Here is an 18,880-nt window from a genome sequence, read left to right on the forward strand (position 1 = left end):
CCCCTCACCCCCGGGACGGTCGACCCGTGGAGGAGCGGACGACCAGTTCGGTGGCCAGCTCGACGCGGCCGGTCGCGGGTGGGCGGCCGGCGATCAGGTCGGCCACCATCCACCCCGCCCGCCTGCCCATGGCGGCCAGCGGCTGGCGGACGGTGGTGAGCGCGGGCGCGGACCGGCGGGCGGCGGGCAGGTCGTCGAAGCCGACGACGCTGAGGTCACCCGGCACCGACAGGCCGGCGGAACGGGCCGCCTCCACCACGCCCAACGCCTGCTCGTCGTTGGCCGCGAACACCGCCGTGGGCCGGTCGGGCAGGCGCAGCAGCTCCCGGGCCTCGCGACGACCGCCCTCACGGGTGAAGTCCGCGTGGCGCACCAGCGCGGGGTCGAACGCGATGCCCGCGCGGTCGAGGGCGACGCGGCAGCCGTCCAGGCGGGAACGGCTGCACAGCACGTCACGCGGGCCGCCGACGGCCCCGATCCGCCGGTGACCGAGCGCCGACAGGTGCCGCACCGCCGCCGCGCCGCCCGCTTGGTTGGTCGCGCCGACGCTGAACAGGTCCGGTGTGGGCAGGTCCGGCGCGGCCGCGTCGACCGGGTCGATGTGCACCAACGGCATCCCGGCCCGCGCGAACGCCCGCGCCTCGGCCGCGCTGATCGAGCACGTCACCAGCAGCACGCCGGCGCGCCGCGACCGGACCACCTCGGCGGCCCACGACGTGCCGCGACCGACCGCCGAGGACAGCACGACGTCCAGCCCGGAGTCGACCACACCGCGCATGACCTCCATGGCCCACGCGCTGTTCAGGGCGGGGAAGACCAGCTCCACCAGCGGTGCGGCGGGACGCGGGTGCTCGGCCGCCGGCTCGCGCCACCGGCGCGTCCGCACCCGGCTCACGTGGCAGGTGCCCATCCTCAACAGGCTCACGCGCCGACACTATCGAGAATCATGCGAAACACAATCACCGCTCTGAACTGCAACGATTCACCTCAATACGCAGCCGTCGACCTATCCGATACCCGCACCGGACGCCACTACTTTCGGAGAAGTTTCGGTACCCGGCTCCGGCGCGGCGTCACGGCCGGCTCCCGTGCAGAATCAGGCGTCCGGACACCGACCCACCGGGAGGCCCCGCGGTGAAGTACCTGATGCTGATCTACGGCAACGAGCAGGTGTGGAACAGCGTCGACGCGGAGCAGTTCGCCGAGCTGGTCGGCGAGGTGGACGCGTTCAACGCGGCCCTGCGCGAGTCCGGCGAGCTGGTCGACTCCCAGGGTCTGATGCCCCGCCCGCGGTCGGTGCGCGTGGTCGGGGACGCACCGGTCGTCACCGACGGCCCGTACCTGGAGGCCAAGGAGTACGTCGGGTCGTACTTCGTGGTCGACGTCGACGACGAGCAGCGGGCGTTGGAGATCGCGCGGTCGTACCCGGCCCTGCGCTACAGCCGCGGCCTCGGCGGCGGCCTGGAGGTGTGGCCCCTGATGACGCACGGCGGCGGCGACCTTTGACCCCGGTCGACCACGTCCTGCGCACGCTGACGCCGCAGGTGCTCGGCATCCTCGTGCGCCGGCACGGCGACTTCGCGCGGTGCGAGGACGCCGTGCAGGAGGCGTTGATCGACGCCGCGGCCGCGTGGTCGCGCAACGGCGTGCCGGAACACCCGCTGGGGTGGCTCACCACCGTGGCCGCGCGCCGTTACGTGGACCTCGTCCGCTCCGACGCCGCGCGCGAACGCCGGGAGCTGGCGTCGTTCGACGCCGTGCCGCGCGACGAGCTGCTCGCGCCGCCGCCGGACGCCGAGCCGGCCCGGGACGACCTGCTGGAGCTGCTGTTCCTGTGCTGCCACCCGGCGTTGACCGCGCCGTCCCAGATGGCGCTCACGCTCCGGGCGGTCGCCGGGCTGACCACCACCGAGATCGCCGCGGCGTTCCTGGTGCCGGACAAGACGATGGGCCAGCGGATCTCCCGCGCCAAGCAGCGGCTGCTGGAGGCGGGCGCCCGGTTCGAGCTGCCGGCCGACCTCGGCCCGGCGTTGGCGGTCGTGCTGCACGTGCTGTACCTGCTGTTCAACGAGGGCTACAGCGCCAGCGCCGGACCGAGGCTGCGCCGTCCGGACCTCACCGGGCAGGCGGTGCGGTTGACCCGGCAGCTGCACCGGCGGCTGCCCGACTCCGGCGAGACGGCCGGGCTGCTGGCGTTGATGCTGCTCACCGAGGCCCGCGGCGAGGCCCGCACCGGAGGCGACGGCGTCCTGGTCCCGCTGGCCGAGCAGGACCGGTCGCGGTGGGACCGGGCGGCGATCGCCGAGGGCACCGAGCTGGTCACCCGCAGCCTGGCCACCCACCCCGCCGGCCCGTACCAGGTGCAGGCGGCGATCGCGGCCGTGCACAGCGAGGCGGCCACGCCGGAGGACACCGACTGGCGGCAGGTGCTGGCGCTGTACGACGTGCTGCAACGGCTGGCGCCCAGCTCGGTCACCGCGCTGAACCGGGCCGTGGCGCTCGGCGAGGTGCACGGTCCCCGTGCCGCCCTGGAGGTCGTCGCCGAACTGGAGCGGGGAGCGCTCGCGGGCCACCACCGACTGCTCGCCGTGCGCGCCCACCTGCTCGAACGGGCGGGTGACCGCGACGCCGCGAGCGCCGCGTTCCGCGAAGCCGCACGACTGGCCGGCAACGTGTCCGAGCAGCGGTTCCTTATGCTGCGGTCGGCGCGCTGCGGTTCCGCCGACCGATCCGCGGAAGTTTTTCCGGACTCGACGTAGAAACCGCGTCGTCGGCTCCGATCCCCTCCCGAGCGAGCCCGTCGGGCGTCGCCGGGAGGAAGGAACACGATGACCAAGGTGACCGCGCAGCTGTCGGTGTCCCTCGACGGCTTCTACGCCGGACCGCGCCACGAGGGCGACGGCGACTGGATGGAGTCGGCGGAGTGCGCGGCGTTCTTCCGCGTCACCCGCTGGGCGACCAACGCGATGGCGTGGCGGGAGCGCCAGGGCTTCGCGGGCGGCGAGCAGGACGTGAACTCCGACGTGATCCGCGAGTCGTTCGAGGCCGCCGGCGCCTACCTCATGGGCAGGCGCATGGCCGACGGCGGCGAGGTGCCGTGGGGCGAGGAGCCGCCGTTCCGCGCACCCGTCTTCGTCGTCACCCACCGCCCGCGCCAGACCCTGGAGCGCAAGGGCGGCACCAGCTTCACCTACGTCACCGACGGCCTGGCGAGCGCCGTCGAGCAGGCGAAGGCCGCGGCCGGCGGCAAGGACGTCGCCGTCGCGGGCGGTGGCAGCCTGGTGCGGCAGGTCCTCGCGGCGGGCCTGCTGGACGAGCTGGAGCTGCACGTCGCGCCGGTCGTCCTGGGCACCGGCCTGCGGCTGCTGGACGCCGACCTCGGCCTCGGCGACAAGGAGGGCATCGAGCTGGTCCCGACCAGGGTCCTGCACGCCCCGGACGTGACCCACATCCGCTACACCGTCGAGGGCCGCGCCCCGCTGCTCCTCGACGACCGCGGTCGCGGCACCGCGCAGTGACGTCGGACCCCGGCACCGGCGTGCGCCCGCCGGTGCCGGACGGCGGCTCGGCGCCGTGCCGGGTGTCGGTCAACCGAGCCAGCGGCCGTCCCGCACGAGGTCGCGGTCCCGCAGCTCGTTCACCTCGCGCCAGGCCTGGATGCGCCGCGGCCGGACGAGGAAGTACTGGTAGGGCTCGGCGAGCTCGCGCGGGTCGAACCCCGCCTTGGCCGCGAACGCGTCACCCGTCCCGGTGGTGAGCTCGGCGGTGTCCACGGGCTCGGCGACGCCCTCGATGACGACGACGTCCCGGGTCGACCCGAGGCTGAGCCGCACCCGACCGTCCGCCAGCAGGTTGCGGCCGGTGATCGAGGCGCGCGGCGTGGAGATGAGGAGGGCGGCGCCGTCCCAGAGGAACGAGAGCGGGACGAGGTGGGCGCCGCCCGGGGAGCCCGACGTCGCGACCCAGAGGTCGACGTCGGTCTCCAGCTTCGCGCGGGTGTCCCGCAGCCTCTCGTCGAGCGGACGTGGTGGCGCGAGCGTCATGGTTCCTCCGGGAACTCGGTGCAGAGCCGTCAGGCAGGCGGAGAAGCGGCACATCAGGGTGCGGAGACCGCCTGCGCGGCCTCCCACTCGAACCCGTCGGGGTCGGTGAAGGTGCCGGCGTCGCCACCGATCACGAGCCGGTGCGACCCGGTGCCGTCGGGCGCGACACCGACGTCCTTGGCCAGGGCGCGACGCCGGTACAGCGCCAGCTTGACGGGGCTCGACCCGGCGGCGAACTCGACGTACACGCGCCCGAAGCTCTTGCCCACGACCAGCCCCTGCCCGACGTAGAACCGCTTGCCGGCGGCCACGTCCGAGACCCCCAGGAGCAGCACGATCTCGTCGATGACCCGGGTGGCCGGGCCGGTGTCCTTCTTGGCCGAGGTCGCGACCTTCCAGATCGTGCCGTCCGGGGCCTGCACGACGCCGCCGTAGCCCCAGAGCGACTTCGTGGCCGGCTTGAGCGTGGTGGCGCCGGCGGCGAGGGCCGTGCCGATGAGGCTGTCGACGGTGCTCGGCTGCGAGACCGTGAGCGCCATCGTGAACCCCCGGAAGCCGGCGGTGGGCGCCTCCGACACCCGGAACCGGAGCTGGGTGTCCAGCCCGAAGGCGGCGGCGTAGAAGCGTTGGGCGGCCGCGATGTCGGCCACGTCGAGGGTGACGGTTTCGATGAATGCCATGGCCAAGACGCTATGCGCGGCCGGCCGCCCGACGCTTCTCGATTCCTGACCGGTCCGGTAACCTGCCGCCCCGGAACCGGCCGAGCGGGCTGCGACGGGACGTGGGACGGGCGTTGAGCGAGTACCAGTACTACGAGTTCCTCGCGGTGGACCGGCCGCTCGACGCGGCGGCGCAGGCCGAGGTGCGGGCGCTGTCGACCCGTGCGGAGATCACCGCCGACAGCTTCGTCAACGAGTACCAGTGGGGCGATTTCCGCGGCGACCCGAGCGAACTCGTCGAACGCCACTACGACGCGCACCTCTACCTGGCCGACTGGGGATACCGGCGGGTCATGCTCCGGGTGCCGCGCACCGCGCTCGACCTGGACGCGACCGAGCCCTACCTCGTCGACGACCTGGTCGTGGCCTGGACCACGGACGAGCACCTCGTCCTCGACCTGTCGAACGAGGACGAGCCAGGCGACTGGGACCACGACCCGGAGGGTTCGTTGGCCGAGATCGTCGGCGTCCGGACCGAACTCGCCACCGGCGACCACCGCGCGTTGTACCTGGCGTGGCTGGCGGCGTACGGCACGTGGGAACGCGACGAGGACGCGTTCGACCGTGCGGCGGACGACGAGGTCGAGCCGCCCGTGCCCCCGGGCCTGGGCACGCTCACCGCACCGCAACGCGCCCTCGCCGACTTCCTGCGCCTGGACGACGACCTGCTCGCGGTCGCGGCCGAGCAGAGCCCGCCACTGCGCCGGACCCGCGACAAGACCGCACCGATCACCACCGTCCCGCCTCGCCGCACGGTCGGCGCCATTTTGGACGCCGCCGCCCGCAAGCGTGCTGAGGGATAAGCCAGACACCAGAGCGCACGCGTGATCACCGGAGGCGGTCGGCCAGCGGAGTGCCGGTGCCGGAATGTTGATCGGCCCGTTCGACACCTGCTTGCACGGCGGTGAAAGCGCCCCGAAAGCGCGAGCCGGACCCTGGACGGCGAGGGCAGGAGGGCCCTCCCGCACACCCCACCTCCTGCCCCGCCCGGGCCTCCCGCACACGTGACGCCGCAAAGGATGTCGAAATGAAGAAATTGCGCAGTGCGTTGCTCGTCTTCCTCCTCTTCCTCGGCTTCGGCCTGGCGGTGGCGGCACCCGCGCACGCGGCCAAGCTGGGCACCAGGCCCAACTGGGGTGCGTGCGGTATTTCCACCAGCGAGCAGAACCTGGTCTACCAGTTCAACACCTTCGAACTCAGGTGCGGCAACGCCAGTTGGGGCTACCGCCACATCAAGGACGGGCACCTCGACCAGTTCCAGCGTTTGGCCACGGCGGGCGGGCTGAACTGGAGCGATCTGGTGCACTGGGCCATCCACTACAACAACACGGACCCCGACCACGTGATCGTCAACGGGACCGACGGCTGCCGGGACCGGTTGCTGTACCTGCACGACAGCAATGGTCGTGAGATTTGGCAGCAGCGCTTCAAGTTGATCTACAACGCCACGGACGGCCGCATCATCACCACCTATCCCAGCAGCTCGATCTGCAAGCGGTAACCGCTCCGGTCCGAGGTGCCGGGTGGTAGATCAGGCACCAGGCCGGTCGGGTGACCAGTGGCCGCTCTCCGTCGGGATCGATCGGCGTTCCGGGCCCCGCCGATCGACGAGGGAGATCCGACCACCAGCCGACCGGCCGAGCCTGATCTCGACCAGCGACAGGGAGATGTCCGCTTCGAACATCTCCTCGATCCACAGGGCGATGCGCCTCACCCGGACCTCGTCCTGCTCGTCCCGCGGTGAGCGGGAAAGGCCGGGGATGTCGCGTTCGCCCAGCCGGTCGAAGAACTCCGCCAGGAGGTCCGGCGCCAGCGCGACACGAACCGTTCGACCCTCGTCGTGCAGTTCGAATGCGCCGGACCCGGGATCCGGAACGGACATCCGGTGCCGACGCCCGAGGATCTCGCCGATACCGTGAAGAATCGCTGCTCCGTCAGTCATGTCAACCTCGGTGATTCTTGGTGATCGTCGGGGTGAACCGACTGCCGGGCGCGGATCCGGTCACGAAAGGCCACTTCGCACATTCTACGGCGCAATCGAAAGATTCGCGAGTGTGTGCAACGTCCGCCGCCACGGTCGGGTTTGTCCGGTGAACACCTGACAAACCCGACCCGACCGCGATGTCACGATCCCTGAGCCGAGGGGGGCTCATGGAGATTCGGGTGTTGGGACCGGTCGAGGTACGGCGCGGTGAGCGGGTGGAGGTGTTGTCCGGTCGGCTGCAGCGGACCTTGCTCGGCGTGCTGCTGGAACGGGCCAACCAGCCGGTGCCGGTGGACGTGCTGACCAACGCGCTGTGGGGTGATCGGCCCGACCCGCGCGCGGCGCAGAAGCTCCAGCTGCACGTGCACCGGCTGCGCGGTGTGCTGGGCACCCCGGACCGGCTGACGTTCTGCCCGAACGGCTACCGACTGCGGACGCGACCGGACGAGGTCGACGCGGAACGGTTCGAAGCGCTGGTCAAGGCGGGGGTGGCGACCTCCGGGCAGGAACCGCAGCGCGCGATCGAATCACTGCGCGCCGCGCTCGCGTTGTGCCGCGGCACGCCGTTCGCGGACCTGGAGGTGCCGGCGCTCACCGACTGGGCGCGCCGCCTCGCCGAACGCCGCCTCGCCGCCGTCGAATCGCTGTACCAGGCCGAGCTCGCCTGCGGGCTGCACGAGGCCGTCATCGGCGAGCTCACCGACCTGGTGCGGGAACACCCGTGGCGGGAGCGGTTGCACGAGTTGCTGATGACCACGCTGCACCGGGCCGGACGCCGGTCGGAGGCACTGGAGGTCTACCGCCGGGCACGGCACGCGCTGGTGTCCGAACTCGGCCTGGAGCCGGGGCCGCAGCTGCGCGAGCTGCACCGCCGCGTCCTCGCCGACGACCTCCCGACGCCGGCACCCGAGCTCCGGCCCGCCCACCGCGACGTGCCCGCCCGCCGTCACGTGCCCGCCCACCGCGAGGTGCCCGCCCAACTCCCGGTGGACGTGCGGGGTTTCGTCGGCCGGGAGGCCGAGCTCGCGGAGCTGGACGGCCTGCTGGCCGCCGAGGCGCCGGTGCGGATCTCGACGGTGGCCGGCGGCACCGGGGTGGGCAAGACGGCACTCGCCATCCGCTGGGCGCACCGGGTGCGCGACCGGTTCCCGGACGGGCAGCTCTACGCGGACCTGCGCGGGTGCGGCCCCGGCGAGCCGGTGTCGGCCGCCGACGTGCTGGCCGGGTTCCTGCGGTCACTCGGCCTGGACGACGCCGCCATCCCGAAGGACCTCGACGAGCGCGCCGCCCGCTTCCGCACCCTCCTCGACCGGCGCAGGGTGCTGGTCCTGCTGGACAACGCCCGCACCGTCGAGCAGGTGCGGCCGCTGCTGCCCGCCGGTTCGTCCTGCTTCACGCTGGTAACCAGCCGTGATCCGCTGGTCGGGCTCGTCGCGCGCTACGGCGCGCACCGGGTCGGCCTGGACCGGCTGTCCCCGGCCGACGCGGTCGACCTGCTGCGCGAACTGCTCGGCACGCCCGCCGACGCCGAACCGGAGGCCTTCGCCTCGCTGGTCGAGCGCTGCGCGCGGTTGCCGCTGGCGTTGCGGGTCGCGGCCGAGATCGTCCGATCCCGGCCCGGGCCTGCCATCGGCGAGCTGGCGGCCGAGCTCGCCGACCGGCAGGACGCGCTGGACCTGATGTCTTCCGGCGGTACGGCCGTCAAGACCTGCTGCGCGTGCTCGGCACCGCGCACGGCCACTGCGGCGAACACGAGCAGGCCGTCGGCGACACCGCTCGGCTCACGGCCGCGCTGAACGCCCGGGCCGCCGAACCCGCCCGCACGTCGACGTGACCGTCACCGGTCGCACGGGTCGCAGTGCACGTCGGCGGGAGGTTCGTCGGTGATCAGCGCGTCGAGCCAGTCGACCAGCAGCACGTCGTCCACCTCGATCTCGTAGAACTTGTCGGGCTCGAAGACCTGGTGGTCGGCGCCGGGTGCGGTGTAGCTGTGCAGGCGCACCCCGGCGGCCTCGATCGCCGCCTCGTTGCCGTCGATCACGGCGAGGAGGTCCGGCGGGTCCCCGTCCACCCACCTGGTCACCTCCGCCGCCGCGTGCGGGTCGAAGGCGAAGTCGAAGCGGGCCAGCACGAGGTCGGGTCGGTGCCGAGCGGCCTGGGTCCAGAACCGCGGGACGCCCCAGTCGCGGGCGGCGAGCCCCGTGACCGCCCAGTCCGGCACGGCGTCGTAGGCGCCCCACCGCGCGTCGAGGACCTCGGCGTTGAACTCGGGGTTGTCCGGCCAGGCGCCGGACTGGGCGCCGAGCACGGTGACCTCGGCGTCGGGGAGCAGGTCGGCGACGAGGCCGCCGTAGAGGGGCGCGGCGACCGACCCCGCGGTCTTGCCGATGACGACGACCCGGGTGGCGTCGGGGTAGTGCTCGGCGAGGTGCCCGAGCGCCGCCGTGCCGTTGACGTAACCGCGGTGCTCGACGGTCGACTCCGGCGAGTACTGCCGGGAGACGTTGCCCAGGTGCGCGTCACCGGTGCAGGAACTCACGTAGAGGAACGAGTGGTCGGCGAACGGGTTGTCGGCCCGCGTGACGTCGAACATCCCGCTCCGGTTCTCCGGTTCCGTGCCCTGGATGCTCCAGTCGTAGTAGCCGCTCTCACCGTGGTCGCCGGTGAAGGCACAGCTCTCCGCGTCCCAGCAGACGCCACCGCCGTTCAGGAAGAGCACGACCTTGGTCGGATCGGCCCGCCGCTCCCAGAAGGCGAACCCGCTGCCGTCGGCGCAGTGGCAGTCACCGGCCGGCACGACCCGTTCCCACTCCAGGCCGTTGTCCCTGAAGGCGCTGCAACCGGACAGCACGAGGGTCAGCGCGGCCAGCAGGAGCAGTGCGCGGGCGTGGTGAGGACGGCCGTCGGCACCGCGGGAGGTGGTCGTCATGCGCCACAGGTTGCGTGGTGCCGGGTCGTCCGCGCACCGGCCCGCGGTCATGTTCCGAACCATGACTCCAGACAGGTGTCAGGCGGTGGCGCCGGGGCTAGGGTGCTGCCTGGCATGAAGATTCACGTGGCGCCCCTCCGAGGCGCCTTGCGCAGATCGAGCCTCCAGGACGCCGGCCTCGCCGCCCTGCTGCTGGCCGGCACGTGGGCGGGCAGCGGTGCCGCGGCGACCCCGGTGATCAGCGGGCCGTTCGCCGAGGTGGCCTGGTTGCAGGAGCCGTCGGCCCGGTGGGTGCTGATCGGGGTCTGCGCCGGCGCGGTGGCGGTGCGCCGCAGGTGGCCGGTCCCGGCGCTCGCCGCGGCGGCGCTCGCCACCCTGGTGCGGATGGCGCTGGCGGCCGGACCGGAGCCCGTCGACCTGGCCGTTCCGATCATCCTCTTCACGATCGCCACCGGACGGCGGCCCAAGGTGTCGCTCGCGCTGCTCGGGGCCGCCCTGGCCGTGGCGACGGCGTGGTCGGCGCACGTGACGCTCGACGGCAAGGCCGACGGTCGGCTCCACGACGGGCCCTACGGCGTCGGCGGACAGCAACGCGCGCCGGAGGCCCCCGTCCCGCCGCCGCGGGCGATGCCCGAAGTACCGCTGCCGGGCGACGGGGAACCCACGGCGCTGGGACCGACGCACTGGGGCGGGCTGCCCGTCCTCGGCTCCCTGCTGGTCGTCGCCTGGGCGATCGGGTGGGGTGTCCGGAGCCGCCGCGCCTACCTGGGCGAACTCGTGGCGAGGGCACGGGACCTGGAACGCGAGCGCGACCAGCGGGCCGAGCTGGCCGTGGCCGCCGAGCGGGCCAGGATCACCCGCGAGCTGCACGACGTGGTGGCGCACGGCCTGGCCGTCATCGTGATGCAGGCGCAGGGCGGCGCCGCGGCGTTCGCCAACCGGCCCGCCGACACCCTCGCCGCGCTGGACGCCATCGTGGCGACCGGCCGCACCTCGCTCGCCGACCTGCGCCACGTGCTGTCCACGTCCGGGCGGACCGACGACCCGGTGCGCCCGGTGCCGGGCGTGGCGCGGCTGCCCCACCTCGTCGACCGGGTGCGGCAGGCGGGCACCCCGGTCCGGCTGCGCATCGACGGATCGCCGCGACCGCTGCCCACCGCCGTGGACGTCTCGTCCTACCGGATCGTCCAGGAGGCGTTGACCAACACCGTGAAGCACGCCGGACCGGGAGCCGCCGCCGCGGTGGTGGTGTCCTACGGCGACGACGGACTCGTGCTCGACATCAGCGACGACGGCGCCGGCGAGTCGTCCCCCGGCGGGGCCGGCAACGGCCTGAGGGGCATGGTGGAACGCGCGGAGCTGCTCGGCGGCGACCTGACCGCGGGTCCGGGGCCCGACGGCGGTTACGTCGTGCACGCCCGCATCCCCCTCGATCCCGGAGGAACCGCGTGATCCGGGTGCTGCTGGTCGACGACCAGGCCCTGCTCCGCGCCGGCCTGCGGATGATCGTCGAGAACGCCGAGGGCATGGCCGTCGTCGGTGAGGCCGACAACGGCGCCGCGGCCGTCGCCCTGGCGATCGAGACGAAGCCCGACATCGTCCTGATGGACATCCGGATGCCGGGGGTCGACGGGCTGGAGGCCACCCGCCGCATCCGCGCGTCGCTGCCGGACGGGCCGCGAATCCTGATCCTCACCACCTTCGACCTCGACGAGTACGTGTACCTCGCGCTGCGGGCCGGTGCCGGCGGGTTCCTGCTCAAGGACACCCTCGCCGCCGATCTCCTGTCCGCGATCCGCGTGGTCGCCGGAGGTGACGCGATCGTCGCGCCGTCGATCACCCGGCGGCTGATCGAACGCCACATCGGCACGTCCGACGACCCGCTGCCCCGCACCGAGGCCGAGCTCCACGTCCTCACCGAGCGGGAGCGCGAGGTGCTCCAGCTGATCGCCCGGGGCCTGTCCAACGCCGAGATCGCCGGCCGTCTCTTCCTCACCGAGGGAACCGTGAAGGGCCACGTCAGCCACGTCCTGGCGAAGCTCGGCCTGCGGGACCGGGTGCAGGCCGTGGTCTTCGCCTACGAGTGCGGCCTGGTCCGCGCGGGCGCGTGACGGGCGATCGCGCCGACGTTCACCTCGCGGTGTCCGAGCCGTCCCCACGACCCGCGACCGCGACACGGACAGTCACCTTTCCACTGGGAACAGAACCGTGAAGGGTGCGGCTTTGCAACCATCCGCTGGAGTGCTTTCGAGGAACGTGACAGGTCCGCGCAGGAATTGTTGATATTCGATTACCCGCGACCCCACCCCCGGGTACCCGGTTTCGCGCCGAATACGAACTCTCACTCTTACGGGCGTATTCCCGCGTCACCCCTGTATGGCGACGGCATTTCGCGCTGTCATGTCCATACGGATCGCCCGGCACTACTCGTGCACACGGGAAAGGCAGGAAGATGGGCAGGTTCAAGTTCGCGACCGCGGTGTCGGCCATCGCGCTGACGGCCTGCGGGATGCTCGTGGCCGCCGGCGGCACGGCCCAGGCGGAAGCGGCGTACGACAACATCGCCATGTACAAGCAGGAGAAGACCCAGTGGTGCTGGGTCGCCTCCGGCCTGACGATCGCCAAGTACCACGGCCTGGGCAGCACGCAGACGGACTTCTGCAGCCGGGCCCAGCCCTACTACGGCTGCAACAACCAGCCCGCCACGCTCGACGACATGGCCAAGGGCTGGAGCAGCCTCGGCATGGCGCACACCGGCTCCGGCCTGGCCAGCGCGGCGACGTTCAACCAGGTCTACACCGACGTCAAGGCGGCCCGGCCCCTCGGCGCGCGCATCGGGTGGACCTCCGGCGGCGGCCACATGAACGTCGTCTACGGCTTCGACACCTCGAACAACACCATCGCCGTGGCCGACCCCTGGCCGGACACCACCACCTACACGTGGTGGAACTACAACGACTACGTGAGCAACAGCTCGTTCAAGTGGACCCACTCCCGGATCGGCATCTCCCGTTAAGGAGGCGACATGCGCGCAACACCGACGTCCGGCTCGCGCCTCTCCCGCGTGGCCACCGTCCTGGCCCTGAGCGCGTTCGCGCTCCTGTGCTCCACCGGCCCCGGCCACGCGGCCCCGGCCCAGGACCCGCGTCCCGTGGACATCCCCGACTACCAGGCCGCCCTCGCCGCGGTGAAGTCGCCCGCCGTGCTCGACGCCGTGTGCCGGTTCCTGAGCGTGCCGGTGCCCATGGGCGGGTCCGAGACGCCCCAGACGATCCCAGAGAAGGACAAACCGTGCGACGGCATGCCGGCCTTCACGCTCAAGGATCCGTTGGCCGTCAACGAGATCACGCCTGGCTTCGTCGCGGGCACGTCCCAGCCCATCGCCACCGAGGCGGTCAAGCTGAGCCACCTGGTGTCGTCGCTGAGCACCACCGTCAACGGCCGCCAGGCCACCGTCGTGCTCGCACCCACCCAGGGCGGCGGCTGGCACCTGGCGGCGGTGCGCGAGGGCGACAGCGACGCCACCTACGCCGGCAAGGCCGACGTGGGGAGCCTGGTGTTCGCCGAACCGCAGCTGCGCGGTTGGTACCAGCTGAGGCTCCTCACGGTCACGCCGCTCAACGACCAGGCGCGGCAGGGCCTGAACGACCAGTCGGCGGTGTCGCTGAGCGATTACCAGAAGCTGGTCAAGGCCCGGTACGCCGACAAGCAGACCGGATCGGAGTACGACACCAAGGGCTTCTCCAGCGGTTACGAGACCGCCGCCCAGGAGACGCAGGACGGGTCGCGCTCCGTCCCGCTGGTCGTCGGCGGTTCGTGCGCGGCGCTCGTGCTCGCGGGCACCGCCTTGCTCCTCCACCGTCGCCGGCGCGACACCACCGACTGAGCCGCCCCCTCCGCCCCGGTGTCCGGCATCCGGCCGGAGACCGGGGCGGCGCGGCACCCCGGGCCGGACTCACGGGGTGAGGATCTCCAGGACGATCTGGCCGTAGAGGCTGGACAACGTGCCCAGGCCGAGGTTGCACAGGAGGATGTCCGGGCTGGGGTAGACGACGGTGTGGACGAACGTCCCACCGGCGAACACACCCGCGGTGACCGTGCCGGTCGTGACGACCGTCAGCGTGGCACCGGCCATGCTGGAGACGTTGTTGCCGGAGAGGGTCGACGTCTGCCCGGTGTTCCAGGTGATCTGGATGGTGATCGAGTTCGCGCCGAACAGGCTGAGGCAGGTGGCGCCCGGGAACGTGCCGGTGGCGTCGGACACGCCCGAGGTGATGTCCGGATGGGTCGGGGATACACAGGGGCCATACCGCCGGGACACCGTGAGCGTCTCGGTCTGCGGGGTGTTCGTCGCCGGCGGATCGAACGTCAAACCGGCGCTGCTGGGTGGCTTGCACGTGAGGTCGAGCCCGTCGGCCCCGGCGTTGCCGGGCACGACGACCGTCATGGACGCGACGGTGATCAGGACCGCGACGAGCGTGTTGGCGATACGTGACATGACGAATCCCCTCCGGTCACACAATCTCCGCAATAATGCGGACCGATATGCGTCGGCATATTCCGTATCGCCTCCACCGAGGCCGTGTTACCCCTCCCCGTGCCGCCGCGATTGACGGAGGTGCCGCACGGTGGACCACATCGGGTGATCATCAGTCGGTGTTGTCGATCACCCACCGGGGTATCAGGTCACCAAGCTTCACGCCCCAGGGAGGACAGCCATGACCGTCGGTGAGGACGCCGTGAACCTACCCGGACCCCGCCCCGCAGAGCCGTCCGAGGAACCGGTGCTCGAACTGATGGGTGACGTGCCCAACCTGGTCGAGGCACGGCGGTGGACCGGCGAGGTCCTCGCCGACCTCACCGAGGACGAGATCGCCGACGCCAAACTTGTCGTGTCCGAACTGGTGACCAACGCCTACGAGCACGGCCAACACCCCCTGCACCTGCGACTGCGACGCCTCGGCGACCTGATCCGCATCGAAGTCACCGACCTCTCCCCCCAGGTGCCGACCGTGGGTCACTCCTCCGTCCGCCTGACCCGCGGCCGCGGAATGCTCCTCGTCGACAAACTGACCCGCCAATGGGGAGCCGTGCGCCACGCCGTGGGCAAGACAGTGTGGGCCGTCCTGGCCCGCCAATCGAACCCGGCGCTGTCCGGCTGACCACTTGCGCCGCCCCCCAGGTTGATCGACTCAGGTCGCGACGTTCCCACACTCGGTGACACAACTCCCACGAAGAGCAACAACCGCTTGAACCGTGAGCACCGCTCACCATCGTGAAGCCGGTCCGGAGTGGGCTATCTCTTCCTATGCTGCCGTCACGGGCATGCCGGGAGGTGCGTGGGTGGTGACGGGTGGCGACCTGGTGGCGGCGGTTGAGCGATTAGCTCCAGCCGGCACGTCTGAGCGGCCTTGGCGACATCAGGGAATATTGGACGAGCGCCGTGACCTCCACAACATCGCGATGCTCGCTTGCACGTTCGGCTGCGACGCGCTCTACGAATCCGGCTGGATCACCGTCGACGACAACGGACTCGTGCAAACATGGCCACCGGACAGAGTTCCGCAAGGCAGCATGCGAGACCGTCTCAGCCACCTGAACGGACGCGCCAGCACCGCCTACACCCCTTCTTCGGCTCCCTACTTCGAGTGGCACCGCACGACGATCTTCAAGGCTTGACGGTCCGATCGAGGCGCTCGCGGGCCTCGTCCTCAGACAGTGATGTGACGGGCTGCCCGACCGCGTGCTGGTACTTGGCGTCATGGGCCCTGGTCCAGACGCCCGCCGCCCACGACTGCCGCAGTTCGCCGGCGCTGAACTCCCGGCCACGCGCCTGGCAGTACGCGTCGAGGAACCGCTCGGTCTCCTCAACGGTGGCAAGGCCGTCCGCGCTGACGGTCGAGTACAGCGCCGCAGCGAAGCCGACCAGGACGGCTTCGCTCTCCACGATCACGCTGTCCCAGTCGTGCACCACCAGCAGCTCGTCGCCACTCCAGCGCAGATTGCCGGCAAGCCAGTCGCAGTGACCGATCACGACATCGGACTCGCCGGCGCGCAGCCGGTCACGGGCACGCCGCCCTGCATCGTCGATCCACTCCGCGCCGGCCGACGCGTTGAGGTCGACATCGGGGTCCTCCTCCGAACACGGCCACAGTCCTTGCCCAGCGTGGTTCCATGCCGCCCACGACGGTGCCGGGTCGAGCGCGGACACCTCGGCGGGCCGGGGTGCCAGCCGGATCAGCCGCGCGAACGCCTCGGCAAAGGCCAGGGCCGCGTGGTCCGCGTTCGGTAGCACGTCGCCGCCGGGCACGTACGTCTCCGCGGTGGCGATATCACCGTCGAACGACGTGGCGCCGGTGAGCGGCCGGGGGCAGGGATAACCGGCCTCGAACAGGTGGCGCTGGACTTCGACGCAGGCCGACATCCGCGGCGAGTCCGGCCGAACCTTGACCACGACCTCGCGGCCGTCGGCCAGCCGCAACCCGATGACAGCGGACAGGTGCCCGGACCGGAACAACTCCTCCGCTGGCGGGCTACCCAGGTGCTCCCTGCACCACCGGGCAAGGCGGCCGGGATCGACGGCACGTGCACGAGGTGACACAGGAACATCCTCACGGATCCGACTCACACCCGCACCCAACTTGGCGAGCTCCTCCGAACACACAGTCCCCACGCGCGGCGCGGAACTCGACCCGCACCCGCGACGCCGCAGCCAACCGCTCACCCCGCTCGTGCCACGCCGCCGTGGTCGCCTCGTCGGGGAAGCCCGAGCTCTCCGGGTCACTGCGGTTGTACACGGCCTGGAACTCGTCGTCGCACGCGTCGATCGCCGTCGCCAAACCCGCAGGTGCACCGAACTCGACCACGAGCCGCTCGGCAGAGCAGTTGTCGGCGATCACCTCGTCCGCGGTACGAACCCAGAAGGGGAAGCACTCCCACTCCGGCGCCACTCGAACCGAGATCAGTCGACCCATTCTCCCCATCCTCGGTAGTGCGGATCCGCCTCCGCACGCGGGTCACGTCGCGTGTCCTTGAACGGTGTGGACGCACTGTGGACGTTGGCACCGACGATGAAACCGTTGTCGCCCACCGACACCGTGACGTAGTGCGTCTGGCCACCGCACTGGACCTCGAAGAACGGTCGTCCTGGTGACTTGCCCAGGGAGTAGCCCATGTATTTGCCTTCGACGGCAGCTCGGTGCACCACCTCGGCGATCTTGTCCTCAGGGATCCCCGCGGCGGTGAACTCGTCCTTGTGCTTCATCACGTACGCAAGACCGGACCCCTTGTTGGGATCCCTGCCGATTTCGTCGACCTTGTCCGGAGAGATCTTCACGCCGTTGTTGTCCTCAGCTCCGACGGTGAGTTCCTGCTTCTCCTGCTCCCGACGCTGCCGGTCGGCGTCGCGCGGATCCTTGTGCCGCGGATCCGGGTCCTTCCGACGAAGCCTGTAGACCAACTCCTTGCGCCGCGGCCCGCTCCGCGCGAGCCGACTCGGTTTGAGCCGCCTTGACCGCGGCCACGTCGCGCACCACTCCCACAACGCCCAGCCGCTCCTGCGCGTCCCCCGGCAGGTCGACGCCGTAGAGCGCCGCCAGCGCCCGCAGGACCAGCCCGGCGCACCGCGTTCCCTCATCGGCACACCCGTCGCGGGCGGCGCGGCGATGACCCGCAGTGCCCGACCGAGCTCCTCCCGCGTGCGCTCGACCGAACCACCGACGGACCAGTGGCCCGGTAAGGCCGGCCGAACCGCCGACGATGTCGTTGCGAATCCCGTCCGGCGCGACCCGATCGCCGTATTCGATCGGGAACGGAATAACACTTACGGCCGACCGAAGCACACAGGCTGCTCATGGTTGCCGGTCCACCCTGGGCCAAACGGTTGGTTTCCAAGAGTTGTATGGATTGATCGCGGTAGTCGCGAGATGCTTCACAAACTCGCCTGCTGCACGCAGGCGAAAGAGGAGATGCCTGATGAAGCGAATTCCCCGTGTCGCCGTGCTCGTCGTCGCGACCTTTTCGGTGTTGACCGTCGGTGCGGGAATGGCCACGGCGACCGGTCCAGCGGTCGCCACCGCAGTGCCCACCGAGGTGCACAGCCGGATCACGTCCGCCGACATCGCCGACCCGAGGGCCGTCCTGCCGGCAGGCAGCGACGAGTTGGGCGCCCTGCAGACGGTCGAAGGAGCCATCGGCTGGTTTCGGGCGCGTCAAGGCAGCACCGAGCACGACGGCTACTGCGAACGGGCCGTACGCCTCGCCTGGAACCGGAGCACCCACCACGCCAGTGCCATAGCGCACTGGAACTCCTCCGACGGCGCCCGCCACACCGGCACGAACCCGCCGCGTGGTGCGTTCGTCTTCTGGAACATCTCGGCGTACGGCCACGTCGGCCTTTCCGACGGCAACGGTGGTGTCTGGGCCACCGGCGTCAACCACCGCATCGGCCACGTGTCGCGCGGTTACTTCTCCAACTACCTCGGGTGGAAGTACGGAAACAGCAACTAGTCCCGGAATGTCGACCGCGCGGCCGACGATCAGTCGCGCGGGGCCTGGGGTCGCAGGCAGCGATCCCGCAGCTTGGCGATCACCACCTTCTCGTGCACGTTGAGGTCCCGTCGACGTCGCCGACCGATTCAGCGGCGTCGACCACCTCAGCGAGTTCCCCGGGCTCGTCGTCAACGCGGCGCCACACGTCGTCCGGTTCGATGGTGACGACGTTGGCGAGTTGCTCGTCCTCAACCTGGGTGCCGTTCCCGGGCGAGCCGCGTCAGCCGCTGGAACAGCAGGCTCTCGTCGTCGAAGATCCCGCCGTTCGCGTTGATGACGAGCCACGCGACCCACAGCATCAGCCGCGGGTGCCGGGCGCGTCGGATCAGGGTGTCGGCGAGTTCGATCATCTCTGCCTCCCCGCGGAACACGGACTGGACGTGGCGTCCTGCGGCCACGGTCGTGTAGCGATTCATGAGAACGGCATGGGGAATTCCGACACCCGGGATGCCGATTTTGATGATGTTGCGCTGCAAGACCACGTGTGAACGGCGGCAACAGGTGCCGGCCTCAACCGCCGAACACGCGGCCCCCACGCAGACCGTGAACCGGAACCGGCCGGCGAACTTGTCGACCTCGTCGTCCCGAAGAACCCTGTCAACCGCCGCGCGGCGTGTCCGGGTCTTCAGCCGGCGGCTTCCGCTCGCCGCCTACC

At 71.2% G+C, this 18,880-nt stretch carries 23 protein-coding genes; 13 read left to right on the top strand and 10 right to left on the bottom strand.

All coding sequences use genetic code 11. From position 1 onward, the window contains the following. Positions 1 to 4 precede the first annotated feature (4 nt). Positions 5 to 925, bottom strand: coding sequence for a substrate-binding domain-containing protein (locus tag AB0K14_RS34450; protein ID WP_360458670.1), 921 nt, complete (start codon positions 923 to 925; stop codon positions 5 to 7). Between the two features lie 209 nt (positions 926 to 1,134). Between AB0K14_RS34450 and AB0K14_RS34455 the strand changes: the two genes are divergently transcribed. From AB0K14_RS34455 to AB0K14_RS34465, 3 genes are all read left to right on the top strand, one after another. Further along, positions 1,135 to 1,506 (top strand): YciI family protein, encoded by a 372-nt coding sequence (locus tag AB0K14_RS34455; RefSeq protein ID WP_360458673.1) that lies wholly within the window; start codon positions 1,135 to 1,137, stop codon positions 1,504 to 1,506. Then, a complete protein-coding gene (locus AB0K14_RS34460) occupies positions 1,503 to 2,759 on the top strand; it encodes a DUF6596 domain-containing protein (protein WP_360458676.1) in 1,257 nt (418 codons plus the stop codon). The genes AB0K14_RS34455 and AB0K14_RS34460 overlap by 4 nt, the downstream gene beginning before the upstream one ends. A gap of 69 nt (positions 2,760 to 2,828) precedes the next feature. Then, complete coding sequence (locus AB0K14_RS34465) at positions 2,829 to 3,518, top strand: dihydrofolate reductase family protein (protein ID WP_360458679.1); 690 nt, start codon at positions 2,829 to 2,831, stop codon at positions 3,516 to 3,518. Between the two features lie 69 nt (positions 3,519 to 3,587). Here AB0K14_RS34465 and AB0K14_RS34470 read toward each other — a convergent pair whose 3' ends face one another. Beyond that, a complete protein-coding gene (locus AB0K14_RS34470; protein ID WP_360458682.1) occupies positions 3,588 to 4,043 on the bottom strand; it encodes a pyridoxamine 5'-phosphate oxidase family protein in 456 nt (151 codons plus the stop codon). A 53-nt stretch (positions 4,044 to 4,096) separates the two neighbouring features. Beyond that, a complete protein-coding gene (locus AB0K14_RS34475) occupies positions 4,097 to 4,723 on the bottom strand; it encodes a glyoxalase (protein WP_360458685.1) in 627 nt (208 codons plus the stop codon). A 113-nt stretch (positions 4,724 to 4,836) separates the two neighbouring features. On the opposite strand from AB0K14_RS34475, the gene AB0K14_RS34480 reads away from it, so the two are divergent. Further along, entirely contained in the window at positions 4,837 to 5,565 is a 729-nt protein-coding gene (locus AB0K14_RS34480; RefSeq protein ID WP_360458689.1) for a hypothetical protein, read from the top strand. A gap of 224 nt (positions 5,566 to 5,789) precedes the next feature. Continuing rightward, positions 5,790 to 6,263, top strand: coding sequence for a hypothetical protein (locus AB0K14_RS34485; RefSeq protein WP_360458692.1), 474 nt, complete (start codon positions 5,790 to 5,792; stop codon positions 6,261 to 6,263). Positions 6,264 to 6,293: 30 nt separating this feature from the next. Here the strand turns inward: AB0K14_RS34485 and AB0K14_RS34490 are convergent, their stop codons facing one another. Then, positions 6,294 to 6,704: a hypothetical protein gene (locus AB0K14_RS34490; protein WP_360458695.1), complete on the bottom strand. Its 411-nt coding sequence runs from the start codon at positions 6,702 to 6,704 to the stop codon at positions 6,294 to 6,296. A gap of 209 nt (positions 6,705 to 6,913) precedes the next feature. On the opposite strand from AB0K14_RS34490, the gene AB0K14_RS34495 reads away from it, so the two are divergent. Beyond that, positions 6,914 to 8,542, top strand: a complete 1,629-nt coding sequence (locus AB0K14_RS34495) for a BTAD domain-containing putative transcriptional regulator (protein WP_360458698.1) — start codon at positions 6,914 to 6,916, stop codon at positions 8,540 to 8,542. Positions 8,543 to 8,583: 41 nt separating this feature from the next. Here the strand turns inward: AB0K14_RS34495 and AB0K14_RS34500 are convergent, their stop codons facing one another. After that, the gene (locus tag AB0K14_RS34500) at positions 8,584 to 9,675 is read right to left on the bottom strand and encodes a pectin acetylesterase-family hydrolase (protein WP_360458701.1); all 1,092 of its coding nucleotides are present in this window, start codon (positions 9,673 to 9,675) and stop codon (positions 8,584 to 8,586) included. A gap of 114 nt (positions 9,676 to 9,789) precedes the next feature. Between AB0K14_RS34500 and AB0K14_RS34505 the strand changes: the two genes are divergently transcribed. The 4 genes from AB0K14_RS34505 to AB0K14_RS34520 all read left to right on the top strand — a co-directional run bounded on the left by AB0K14_RS34505 (position 9,790) and on the right by AB0K14_RS34520 (position 13,561). Further along, a complete protein-coding gene (locus AB0K14_RS34505; protein ID WP_360458704.1) occupies positions 9,790 to 11,127 on the top strand; it encodes a sensor histidine kinase in 1,338 nt (445 codons plus the stop codon). After that, complete coding sequence (locus AB0K14_RS34510) at positions 11,124 to 11,786, top strand: response regulator transcription factor (RefSeq protein ID WP_360458707.1); 663 nt, start codon at positions 11,124 to 11,126, stop codon at positions 11,784 to 11,786. The genes AB0K14_RS34505 and AB0K14_RS34510 overlap by 4 nt, the downstream gene beginning before the upstream one ends. A 341-nt stretch (positions 11,787 to 12,127) precedes the next feature. After that, a complete protein-coding gene (locus tag AB0K14_RS34515) occupies positions 12,128 to 12,691 on the top strand; it encodes a papain-like cysteine protease family protein (RefSeq protein ID WP_360458710.1) in 564 nt (187 codons plus the stop codon). A 9-nt stretch (positions 12,692 to 12,700) separates the two neighbouring features. After that, positions 12,701 to 13,561, top strand: coding sequence for a hypothetical protein (locus AB0K14_RS34520; protein ID WP_360458713.1), 861 nt, complete (start codon positions 12,701 to 12,703; stop codon positions 13,559 to 13,561). Between the two features lie 69 nt (positions 13,562 to 13,630). Here AB0K14_RS34520 and AB0K14_RS34525 read toward each other — a convergent pair whose 3' ends face one another. Then, positions 13,631 to 14,173 (bottom strand): hypothetical protein, encoded by a 543-nt coding sequence (locus AB0K14_RS34525; RefSeq protein WP_360458716.1) that lies wholly within the window; start codon positions 14,171 to 14,173, stop codon positions 13,631 to 13,633. Positions 14,174 to 14,393: 220 nt separating this feature from the next. On the opposite strand from AB0K14_RS34525, the gene AB0K14_RS34530 reads away from it, so the two are divergent. Both AB0K14_RS34530 and AB0K14_RS34535 read left to right on the top strand, forming a co-directional pair. Beyond that, the gene (locus tag AB0K14_RS34530; RefSeq protein WP_360458719.1) at positions 14,394 to 14,837 is read left to right on the top strand and encodes an ATP-binding protein; all 444 of its coding nucleotides are present in this window, start codon (positions 14,394 to 14,396) and stop codon (positions 14,835 to 14,837) included. Between the two features lie 94 nt (positions 14,838 to 14,931). Then, the gene (locus tag AB0K14_RS34535) at positions 14,932 to 15,354 is read left to right on the top strand and encodes a hypothetical protein (RefSeq protein WP_360458722.1); all 423 of its coding nucleotides are present in this window, start codon (positions 14,932 to 14,934) and stop codon (positions 15,352 to 15,354) included. Here the strand turns inward: AB0K14_RS34535 and AB0K14_RS34540 are convergent. From AB0K14_RS34540 to AB0K14_RS34550, 3 genes are all read right to left on the bottom strand, one after another. Further along, positions 15,344 to 16,192: a phosphotransferase gene (locus AB0K14_RS34540; RefSeq protein ID WP_360458725.1), complete on the bottom strand. Its 849-nt coding sequence runs from the start codon at positions 16,190 to 16,192 to the stop codon at positions 15,344 to 15,346. The two genes, AB0K14_RS34535 and AB0K14_RS34540, sit on opposite strands and share 11 nt — an antisense overlap. 94 nt (positions 16,193 to 16,286) lie before the next feature. After that, positions 16,287 to 16,574: a hypothetical protein gene (locus AB0K14_RS34545; protein WP_360458728.1), complete on the bottom strand. Its 288-nt coding sequence runs from the start codon at positions 16,572 to 16,574 to the stop codon at positions 16,287 to 16,289. 62 nt (positions 16,575 to 16,636) lie between these two features. Next, entirely contained in the window at positions 16,637 to 17,134 is a 498-nt protein-coding gene (locus tag AB0K14_RS34550; RefSeq protein WP_360458731.1) for a hypothetical protein, read from the bottom strand. A 515-nt stretch (positions 17,135 to 17,649) separates the two neighbouring features. Between AB0K14_RS34550 and AB0K14_RS34555 the strand changes: the two genes are divergently transcribed. After that, positions 17,650 to 18,183, top strand: a complete 534-nt coding sequence (locus AB0K14_RS34555) for a hypothetical protein (RefSeq protein WP_360458734.1) — start codon at positions 17,650 to 17,652, stop codon at positions 18,181 to 18,183. A 230-nt stretch (positions 18,184 to 18,413) separates the two neighbouring features. Here the strand turns inward: AB0K14_RS34555 and AB0K14_RS34560 are convergent, their stop codons facing one another. Then, positions 18,414 to 18,707 (bottom strand): hypothetical protein, encoded by a 294-nt coding sequence (locus AB0K14_RS34560; RefSeq protein WP_360458737.1) that lies wholly within the window; start codon positions 18,705 to 18,707, stop codon positions 18,414 to 18,416. Positions 18,708 to 18,880: the final 173 nt, after the last annotated feature.

Source organism: Actinosynnema sp. NPDC050801 (genome assembly GCF_040673975.1).
Taxonomy (GTDB): Bacteria; Actinomycetota; Actinomycetes; order Mycobacteriales; family Pseudonocardiaceae; genus Actinosynnema.